This window comes from uncultured Albimonas sp., from assembly GCF_963977235.1.
Lineage (GTDB): Bacteria > Pseudomonadota > Alphaproteobacteria > Rhodobacterales > Rhodobacteraceae > Albimonas.
Window position 1 is genome coordinate 91,514 of sequence record NZ_CAXBOD010000012.1, and the last position, 7,148, is coordinate 98,661.

7 protein-coding genes are annotated in these 7,148 nt (G+C 72.5%); 3 read left to right on the forward strand and 4 right to left on the reverse strand.

Going from position 1 to position 7,148, the window contains the following annotated elements:
• Window positions 1-26: 26 nt before the first annotated feature.
• A complete protein-coding gene (locus tag AAC134_RS08870; RefSeq protein WP_339948721.1) occupies window positions 27-1,949 on the reverse strand; it encodes an ABC-F family ATP-binding cassette domain-containing protein in 1,923 nt (640 codons plus the stop codon).
• A 339-nt stretch (window positions 1,950-2,288) separates the two neighbouring features.
• Between AAC134_RS08870 and AAC134_RS08875 the strand changes: the two genes are divergently transcribed.
• Window positions 2,289-2,765 carry a hypothetical protein gene (locus tag AAC134_RS08875; RefSeq protein WP_339948722.1) on the forward strand — a complete coding sequence of 159 codons (477 nt, stop codon included), beginning with the start codon at window positions 2,289-2,291 and terminating at the stop codon, window positions 2,763-2,765.
• Here AAC134_RS08875 and AAC134_RS08880 read toward each other — a convergent pair.
• Both AAC134_RS08880 and AAC134_RS08885 read right to left on the reverse strand, forming a co-directional pair.
• Complete coding sequence (locus AAC134_RS08880; RefSeq protein WP_339948723.1) at window positions 2,723-3,205, reverse strand: MaoC family dehydratase; 483 nt, start codon at window positions 3,203-3,205, stop codon at window positions 2,723-2,725. The genes AAC134_RS08875 and AAC134_RS08880 overlap by 43 nt on opposite strands.
• Window positions 3,202-3,711, reverse strand: a complete 510-nt coding sequence (locus AAC134_RS08885; RefSeq protein ID WP_339948724.1) for a DinB family protein — start codon at window positions 3,709-3,711, stop codon at window positions 3,202-3,204. Before AAC134_RS08885 ends, AAC134_RS08880 begins: the two co-directional genes overlap by 4 nt.
• A 98-nt stretch (window positions 3,712-3,809) precedes the next feature.
• Here AAC134_RS08885 and ndk point away from each other — a divergent pair, with 98 nt between their 5' ends.
• Complete coding sequence (gene ndk / locus AAC134_RS08890; protein ID WP_339948725.1) at window positions 3,810-4,232, forward strand: nucleoside-diphosphate kinase; 423 nt, start codon at window positions 3,810-3,812, stop codon at window positions 4,230-4,232.
• Between the two features lie 147 nt (window positions 4,233-4,379).
• Window positions 4,380-5,528, forward strand: coding sequence for a hypothetical protein (locus AAC134_RS08895; protein WP_339948726.1), 1,149 nt, complete (start codon window positions 4,380-4,382; stop codon window positions 5,526-5,528).
• Window positions 5,529-5,709: 181 nt separating this feature from the next.
• Here the strand turns inward: AAC134_RS08895 and bmt are convergent, their stop codons facing one another.
• Window positions 5,710-6,744, reverse strand: a complete 1,035-nt coding sequence (bmt, locus tag AAC134_RS08900) for a betaine--homocysteine S-methyltransferase (RefSeq protein ID WP_339948727.1) — start codon at window positions 6,742-6,744, stop codon at window positions 5,710-5,712.
• Window positions 6,745-7,148: the final 404 nt, after the last annotated feature.

The window sequence follows — 7,148 nt, forward strand, 5'->3', positions numbered from 1 at the left end:
CATCTCCAGCCCCCCCGCCGCAAGAGCTAGGCCGCCTTCTCCTCGGCGTCGAGCCGCTCCTGCGCCCGCGTCCACAGGTCCTCGGCCTTGAGCACGGCGGCCTCGATCTCGGCGCGCTTGCGCTGCAGGGCCTGGGCCTCGTCGGCGGGGGCGTTCATGTAGAAGTCGGGCGCCATCAGCCGGGCGTCGATCTTGCGGCGCATCGCCTCGAGCTTGGCGATGCGCTCCTCGCACTTCACCACCTCGGCCTTCAGCGGGGCCAGCGCCCGGCGCAGCTCGGCGGCGGTGCGGCGGGGCCTGGCGGCCTCCTTCGCGCTTTCCTTGGCGGCGGCCTTCGCCTCGCGGGCCTCGCGCTTCTCTGCCTGGGAGGCGAGACGGCCGCCGCCGCCGCGCTCGGACAGCAGCAGGCGGCGGTAATCCTCCATGTCGCCGTCGTAGGCGCGCACGCGGCCGTCCTTGACCAGCCACAGCCGGTCGGCCACCGCCTCCACCAGATGCGGGTCATGCGAGATCAGGATCACCGCGCCCTCGTATTCGGCCAGCGCCTGGGCCAGCGCCTCGCGGCTTTCGATGTCGAGGTGGTTGGTCGGCTCGTCGAGCACCAGCACATGGGGCGCGTCCCAGGCGGCGAGCAGCATCAGCAGCCGCGCCTTCTGCCCGCCCGAGAGCTTGTCGACCGGGTTCGCGGCGATGTCCGCGCCGATGCCGCCCTTGGCCAGGACCGCGCGCAGCTTGCCCTGCGGCGCGTCGGGCATCAGGCGGTGGACGTGCTGGATCGGGGTCTCGCCGGGGACCAGCTCGTCGAGCTGGTGCTGGGCGAAGAAGCCGACCTTCATCCCGCGCGAGGTGCGCCAGCTTCCCGCCATCGGCGGCAGCCGGCCCGAGACCAGTTTGGCGAGCGTCGACTTGCCCTGGCCGTTGGCGCCCAGCAGGGCGATGCGGTCGTCCTGGTCGATGCGGAAACTGAGGTCGCGCAGCACCGCGCGCCCGTCGTAGCCCAGCGCCGCGCCCTCGGCCTGCATCAGCGGAGGCGCGAGCTCGGCCGGCGAGGGAAAGTCGAAGGGCTTCACGTCCGAGTCGGCCTGGAACTCGATCGGCTGCATCTTCTCGAGCATCTTGATCCGGCTCTGCGCCTGCTTGGCCTTCGAGGCCTTGGCGCGGAAGCGGTCCACGAAGCTCTGCATATGCGCGCGCGCCTTGTCGCGCTTTTCGGCGGCGGCCTGTGTCTGCTCCATCTTCAGGCGGCGCACTTCCTCGAACTGGTCGTAGCCGCCGCCGTAGAGGGTCAGCTTCTTCCGGTCGAGATGCAGGATGTGGTTCACCGCACGGTTCAGCAGCCCGCGGTCGTGCGAGATCACCAGCACCGTCGCGGGGCAGGTGGCCAGGAAGTTCTCCAGCCAGATCGATCCCTCGAGGTCGAGGTAGTTGGTCGGCTCGTCGAGCAGCAGCACATCGGGGCGCGAGAACAGCACCGCCGCCAGCGCCACCCGCATCCGCCAGCCGCCCGAGAACTCCGAACAGGGGCGCGCCTGCGCCTCGGAATCGAAGCCCAGGCCCCGCAGGATCGCCGAGGCGCGGGCCTCGGCGGTGTGGCTGTCGATCACCACCAGCCGCTCCTGCGCCTCGGCGATGCGCATCGGGTCGGTCGAGGTCTCGGACTCGGCCAGCAGGGCGGCGCGCTCCTCGTCGGCGTCGAGCACGGTCTGGAGCAGCGACAGCTCGCTGGCCGGGGCCTCCTGCGCGACGCCGCCCAGGCGCAGGCCGCGGCCGACCTCGGTCTCGCCGCCATCGGGAGAGAGCTCTCCGCGGATCAGGCGGAACAGCGTGGTCTTGCCCGTGCCGTTGCGGCCCACCACGCCCACCTTGTGGCCGAGCGGAATGGTGGCCGAGGCCCCTTCGAACAGGGGACGGCCGGCGATGGAGAAGTCGATGTTGCGGATCGCGATCATGGGCCCGCCGATAGCGCAGGCGGGGCCCCGGGGGAAGGCCCCTCGCCGCGCGGGGGCCCGCCTGCGCGCAAAGGCGGCGGCAGGCGCCTCGGGCCCGGCGGCGGCCGGCCGTGGCCGGCGCTCCGGCGACCGGGGGCCGCTTCTTCGAAACGAAGAAATAATTCGAACGTATGCCCTCGAGTTTGGCTGGCCGCGAGCGGCCCCGTCGGCCGATTTATAGCGCTGGTTGCAAGGTCAAACTAAAAAATTATATTGCAGCAAACGAATTTGACTTGTCGAATAGGATAGCGCCGCTACACTTCGCCGCAGACGCTGTCGCAAGCCAAGGGGGCCAGGGCCATGCGTGTCGAAGACGATCTGGATCAGGACGGCCGAAGAACGGAGCTGGAAGACGCGGTTTTCGTTGCTTTGGGGGAGGTCTATGACCTCCCGCCCGAGCAGGCCGTCGAGGCCGCGGGTTTCGTTGCGGGCCAGATCGCCGCCTTCCTTGCAGACGTCGCCTGGCTGAACGAGGACAGCGAGCAGGCGAGACAGGCGCGCGCCGCGCTCGCCGACCTGTCCCACACCTGCCGGGAGCTTCTCGCCGAGACCGACGAGGCCTCCCAGACCGCGGCCCGCGCGCTGCTGCGGATCGAGGCGATCGGCGCGGCGACCGCCCGGCGTCCGCGGATTTCCCCCCTTGCCCTGAGCGTCCGGCCGGACCTGCCCGAGGCCCCGGCTGGCGCGGGCGTCGCGCCAGCCGGGGCGTTCGGCGCACAGACGTCCCGGCGCAGTCAGGCCTCCGCCGGCGGCCGGTTCTCGGGCCGGCGCAGGTAGAAGGCGGAGGCCTTCCAGTCCATCACCAGCACGTCGCGCTGGTTGAAGACATGATAGTGGAAGCCGCACACCCCCATGTGCGGCTTCGACGTCAGCACCCGCGCGTCGGTGACCTCGCACTCCATGCGGATGGTGTCGCCGGGACGGACCGGAACCAGCCAGCGCAGGCTCTCCATCCCGCCCGAGCCCTGGCCGGCGGGATACATGAAGTTGGTCGCGTGCAGCAGCCGGAACGCGGTCAGCATGGTGTGGAAGCCCGAGGCCGCCAGCCCGCCGAACATGCTGTCCTTCGCCGCCTCGACGTCGATGTGGAAGGGCTGCGGGTCCCAGCGCATCGCGAACTCGATGATCTGGGCCTCGGTCAGGGTGGCGCCGGCGGTCCGGATGACCGTGCCGGGGGTCAGGTCCTCGAACCAGATGGGGGGGCGGATCTCGCTCATGCGCCCGCCCGCGCCTCGCGGTGGAAGAACAGCAGGTCGAGCGCGGGCGCGGCGCCCGTCAGACGGGTCAGGATCATGTGGCATTGCCCCCTGTGGTGGGTCTGGTGGTTGAACAGATGCGCCAGCGCCTCGGCCAGCGGCTGCACGATCGGCTCGGGGCTCGAGACGCGGGTGTAGGCGATCTCGGAGGCGAGGATGTCGGACTCGCGAAGCGCGTCCACCCCCTCCACGATATCCGCGTCCAGCGCCTCGCGCGCCGCGCGCAGGTCGTCGAAGTCGTCGTGGGCGATGTGGTCCAGCCCCCAGGCCGGACCCTTCACCCCCCGGATCCGGGCCATCCAGATCACGTCGGTGACCAGCAGGTGGTTGAGCGTGGCGTGGAGCGAGCCGAACGCCGCCCCCTGGTCCGAGCGCCGCTCGGCGTCCGTCAGGGCCGCCGCGGCCTCGTAGAGGCGACGATTCGCCCATGCGTTATACCGGGCGAAGCCCGCGAAATGCGCTTTCATGGCTGAACCTCCCATGCTACCGAGCGCGCGCCATTCCGGGGCCCGCGCGGGTTGCGCGGCCCTTCCGACACCCCGATATCCTGACGAGAGGACCACCCATGGCCGTCGAGCGCACGCTGTCCATCATCAAGCCGGACGCGACCGCCCGCAACCTCACGGGCGCGATCAACAAGATGTTCGAGGACGCCGGCCTCCGCATCGTCGCCCAGAAGCGGATCCAGCTGACCCCGGCCCAGGCCGGCCAGTTCTACGCCGTGCACGCCGAGCGTCCGTTCTACGGCGAGCTGTGCGACTTCATGGCCTCGGCCCCCGTCGTCGTGCAGGTCCTCGAGGGCGAGAGCGCCGTGTCGCGCAACCGCGAAGTGATGGGCGCCACCAACCCCGCCGAGGCGGCCGAGGGCACCGTGCGCAAGGCGCACGCCCTGTCGATCGGCGAGAACTCGGTCCACGGCTCCGACTCGGCCGAGAACGCGGCCATCGAGATCGCCTTCTTCTTCTCGGGCCTCGAGCTGGTCGGCTGAGACCGGCGCGCCCCCGCGGGGGCGGCCTGAAGGACACAGGACGGCCCGCGCTTCGGCGCGGGCCGTTTTCTTTTCCCAGCCCTGCGTTGACCTTGCGCCGCCCGGCCTGAAAAGTGCGCGCCGCACGCTGTCGGAGGGGGAAAGGCGATGACTCACATGATCTTGACGCGGCGGCGCCGGGGGCTGCGCGTCGCCGCGGCGCTGGCGCTGGCGGCGCTTGCGGCCGGCTGCGCGGACCCCGCGCCCTCGATCCTGGGCCAGGCGTCGCCGCCGATGGGCGCGGCCTCGCTGCCGCCCGCGACCGTCGGGCTGAGCCTGGGGCAGGAGGCGATGCCCGGCGTCTCGGCCCCCGCCACCCAGCGCGGCATGACCGACTATTTCGCCCGCCACATCCCGCAGTGGACCGGCGGCGCGCCCTCGGCCGAGGACGACCTGCGGCTGGTCTGCGACATCGACCAGGAGGGGACGACCAACTGCTCGGACACGCTGGCGAGCTGCGAGCTGATGCACGCGGGCGCCGTTGTGGAAAGCTTCCAGACGCGGCGGGAGTCCGAGACCTGCATGATGGGCGGCGACGGGGACGCCTATCAGGCGCAGGCCTACAACGACGGCGTGGCGCTCGCCGGCGAGATCGCGCGCCGCGTGCGCCAGGATCCCGACCTGCTGGCCGATCTGACCGAGGCCGCCCAGGCCGAGGAGCTCGCCGAGGCCAGCCGGACCGGCGACCGCGACACGCTCGAGCGGATCCGCGACGAGCGCCCCGGAACCCAGGACGCGCTCGTCGCCGAGGCCGCGCTGGCCCGCCTCGACCGCGAGGCGGAGGCCGCCCGCCTCGAGGCCGAGCGCCTGGCCGAGGAACAGGCCCTGGCCGACGCCGCCGAGGCCGAGGCCGCGCAGGAGGCCGCCGCCGCCCAGCCCTCCGCCCAGCCCTCCGCCCAGTCCGCCGCCCCGCAGGCCGCGGCGCAGGCCCCCGCGGCGGCGGTCGAGGAGGCCAATCCCCTCCCGGGCGAGGACTACGACCCCGGCGCGGACCTGCGTCTGTCGTGCTACAGCGCCGCCAACAACATCTGCGGCGACTACGAGTTCCCCAGCAAGGCGGAGCGGGACGACTTCGCCGCGCGCTGCCGCTCGATGGGCAGCCAGGTGCTCGAGGGCGGGCGGATGTGCGACCGCCGCAACGCCGCCTGCCTCCATCGCAACGGCGGGACGACGGTGTTCACCTGGGTCTACGGCCTGCCCGCGTCCCAGGTGAATGCGCAGTGCGCCTCCTCTGGCGGCCGCTCCGTGGCGCCCTGATCCGCCGTCCGGGCCACGCGCCGTGACGATCCCGCCCGCCCCGGCCGACGCGCCGGGGCGGGCGTTTTCGTGGGGAAGGCTGGCGGGGCCTCGGCCCCCCCCCGAACATGAGAAAGGCGCGCCCGGTCGGGCGCGCCTTTCTCATCCCGGGTCTGTGTCGGCTGAGGCGCCGCCTCCCGCCTCAGCCCGCGCGCCGGCGGCGGTTGCCGCGCTTGGGCGAGGCCGCGGGGCCTGCGTCGCTCAGAAGGTCCATGGTCGAGCCGGTGACCGCGCCCAGCTTGGCGATCACGTCCTCGACCGAGGGCCGGGGTCCGGGGGCCACCGTCTCGAGCGCTTCGCGCATCGCCGCGACGTGGCCCGGCTGGGTGCCGCAGCAGCCGCCGATGATCCGCACGCCCAGATCGCGGGCGAGGCAGGCGTAGTCGGCCATCAGCTCCGGCGTGCCCGAATAGCGGATCGCGCCGTCCACATACTCGGGGATGCCGCAGTTGGCCTTGGTGACGATCACGTCGTCCTCGCGGATCTCGTCGGCGGCCGAGATGATCCCGATCAGCAGGTCCGGCGCGCCGGTCCCGCAGTTGCCCCCGAAGGCCCTGGGCGCGTGGTCGTGGTCGCACTCATGGGCCAGGCTCGCCAGCCGCTTGGGGGTGACGCCCATCATCGTGCGCCCGTTGGTGTCGAAGGACATGGTGCCCACGACCGGCATGCCGACGCGGAAGGCGGCCTCGAGCGCGGCCTTGTACTCGTCCTCCGAGGACATCGTCTCGACCCAGAGCACGTCGGCGCCACCGTCCTTGAGCCCCTGCATCTGCGCCTCGAAGGCGGCCACGCCGTCCTCGAAGCTCAGCGGGCCGACGGGCTGGAACAGGTCGCCGGTGGGCCCGACGTCGCCCGCGCAGATCACGTCGCGGCCGGACTCGGCGATCGACTCCCTGAGCAGGCGCGCGGCGGCCGCGTTGATCTCGTGCACCTGGTCCTGCATGTCGTGCAGCTTCAGGCGGTTGGCGGTGCCTCCGAAGGTGTTGGTCAGCACCAGGTCGGAGCCCGCGTCGATGAAGCTGCGGTAGTGGGCCTTGACCTTCGCGGTCTCCTCCAGGTTCCACCGCTCGGGCGCGTCGCCATGCTCGAGCCCCAGCGCGAACAGGTTGGTCCCCGTCGCGCCGTCGGCGAGGATCCAGGGGCGGGTCGCGAGGAACTGGCTGAGCTTGTCGGTCATGGACGGTCCTGCAGCTTGGGTCTCGGGGCGGGCGCGCGACGGGGCGCGACGCGCGGCTGGCGCGCCCCGAAGGACGCGCGCGGCGGTTCCTGTCAGCTATAGCGGCCGGCGGGCGGGCTCACAACCGCGTGCGGCGTCGCGAGGCGCGGGCGCGGGGCCGGGTCGGGAAGCCGCCGCGCGGGGCCGGGCAGGGCGCTGCCGGGGCGCCGCACGGTTTGCATCCCGGCGCGGCTGGGGTAACGCTTCGACCCCGGATCCGCCGCGTGGAGGCCCCCGCCCCCTCCGCGCCGGCGCCGCGCGCGCCCCGCGCGCCGCGCCCCGGAGAGCGAGAGGCGCGGGGGAGGAGAGCGCCATGACCGCGCAGCTGAAGCCCAAGGATCGTCCGTCGCTGGGGTCTTTCGTTT